The sequence below is a fragment of the Pseudomonas sp. genome (genome assembly GCF_049645325.1).
Lineage (GTDB): Bacteria > Pseudomonadota > Gammaproteobacteria > Pseudomonadales > Pseudomonadaceae > Aquipseudomonas.
Window position 1 is genome coordinate 1 of the sequence record NZ_JBARTQ010000390.1, and the last position, 1,942, is coordinate 1,942.

The following is a 1,942-nucleotide window of genomic DNA, read 5'->3' on the forward strand; positions in this document are numbered from 1 at the left end:
GCGATGATCTTGACGCCTTCTTCTTTTGCCGCCTGGGCAAAGACTGCCGCCGCTTCGACCAGGCCGTTGCCGATCGGGTAGACGAAGTACGCGCCGTCCACGCCTTTCATGGCCGGGCGCATGTCCTTCAGTTTCAGTAAGTCACCCACAAAGATGTTGGCACCCAAGGCTCTCAGCTTTTCCGAACGCTCGTCTTCGCGATGAACAAACGCATTGACGCGATGGCCGGTTTCCAGCAAGTACTGGACGGTTGGGGTGCCGGTAGCGCCGGTGGCGCCTGTTACCAGATACGTTTTCATGAATTGCTCCTGACACGTTAGGCGAAGGTTGCTGGCTGGGGGCATCGGTCCATGGCGCCATGGGGATGCTTAAGCAGTATGCTCATACTGCTTGTGGTTGAAGCATGATGACCATAATGCTTGGTGTCAATCCCTCTCCCAACGTGTCTGGATTTATAGCGGTATATGCATGGCGTGGCTTTTTTTGAATTATTTGACGAAGTTAGCCACTTTATAAGAGTTTTTTGTAGATATAAGGCGCTTTTTTGTATTTTATAAACACAAGAAATCTTTTGAATTAGGAGTTTTTTTAGAGGTGTGCCGAGAAATAAGACGACGCTTTCGCTCGCTTAACGACCGTTTAGCGGTCGGAACTTGAGCGCAAGCGCTGTCGGGGGGAGGTGAGGGCGGGTATTGACGAGGCGGGGTTGGGGCTGCGGCCAGTGGGTCGACAGCCCCGTTGACCTTACCGCTCGATCGACCGGCTCCACCGCGCGTTCCACTCCGGCCGCGCCTGGTTCACCTGGTCCCAATCAATCGAAATGGCCGTCTGCAAATACCCCTGCATCGCCTCCACCCGTGCACGGGTTTTATCGGTAGTCGGCGTGGTCGGGTTCGACGGGATTTGATCGCCTTCTTCCAGCGCCGGCGCCTGGGCCTCGGCGGTCAGCAGAAAGGCCGCGAGTTTCTGCGCCAGCTCAGGCTGGTCATTGCGCGCAATCACGCATTCGGCCACGTTCAGCACCACCGCGCCTTCCTTGGGTTGCGCGTATTCCATCGGCACGCCGAGCAGTTTCTGGGTGGTGACCTGGGTCGGTGTCAGGGGGAAGATCGCGGCTTCGTCGGTTTGCACCATCTCGGAGATCTTCGCGGAGCTGGCAATGTACTCCAGCACGTTGGGGCCAATGGTTGTTGGCCAGGCCTTGAAGCCCGGTTCCACATTGGTCTCGGAGCCGCCCTGGATACGGTTGAACATCAGGAAACCGTGCAGGCCAAAGGTGGAGGAGGCCAGGGACTGGAACACCACTTTGTCCTTGAAACGCGGGTCTGCCAGGTCCATCCATGACGTCGGTGCGGCCCAGCCCTTTTCCTTGAACATCTTGGCGTTGTAGCCCAGGCCGGTGACGCCCAAGGTCACGGCCACGGCTTCGTCCTTGATCTTTGCCTTCGCCGGGATCTGCGCCAGGGTCGGGCTCGGCGCGAGTTTGTCGCACAACCCCATGGAGATGGCCCGGTACATGATGCCGTCGTCGAGGAACATGACGTGCATCTGCGGGTTGTCTTTGTTGGCCTGCACCTTGGCGAGAATGTCCGATGAGGTGCCCGGCACGATCACCACTTTGACGTTATTGGCCTTTTCGAACGCGGGCAGCACCTTGTCGGCGTACACCCGTTCCATGGTGCCGCCGTTCATGCCCAAGTACAGCGTCGGCGCGGCATGGGCGTTGGCGGCGAGCAACGCGAGGGACAAGCAAGACAGCGCGATACGTGTGTTCATGGATGTTTTTCCTCTCAGGCTTGGAAACGACGGATGGAAAACGCTTCGATGGGTTGCCGGCTGGCGCCTTCGCAGACGAGTTCTGTGAGGGCTTCACCGACGGCGGGGCCGAGCTGGAACCCGGCGCCGGCAAAGCCGAAACCGTGGAGCAGGCCAGGTTGGGTGC

Annotated in this window: 2 protein-coding genes and 1 pseudogene; all 3 read right to left on the reverse strand. The window is 58.7% G+C overall.

Annotation, left to right across the window (positions count from 1 at the left end; all coding sequences use genetic code 11):
* A partial coding sequence (locus WBB95_RS16970; RefSeq protein WP_424488647.1) for an NAD(P)H-binding protein occupies positions 1-299 on the reverse strand: 299 nt, incomplete at its 3' end.
* A gap of 445 nt (positions 300-744) precedes the next feature.
* A complete protein-coding gene (locus tag WBB95_RS16975; protein WP_424488648.1) occupies positions 745-1,776 on the reverse strand; it encodes an ABC transporter substrate-binding protein in 1,032 nt (343 codons plus the stop codon).
* A gap of 14 nt (positions 1,777-1,790) precedes the next feature.
* Positions 1,791-1,942: pseudogene (locus WBB95_RS16980) on the reverse strand (NAD(P)/FAD-dependent oxidoreductase); the annotation flags it as partial.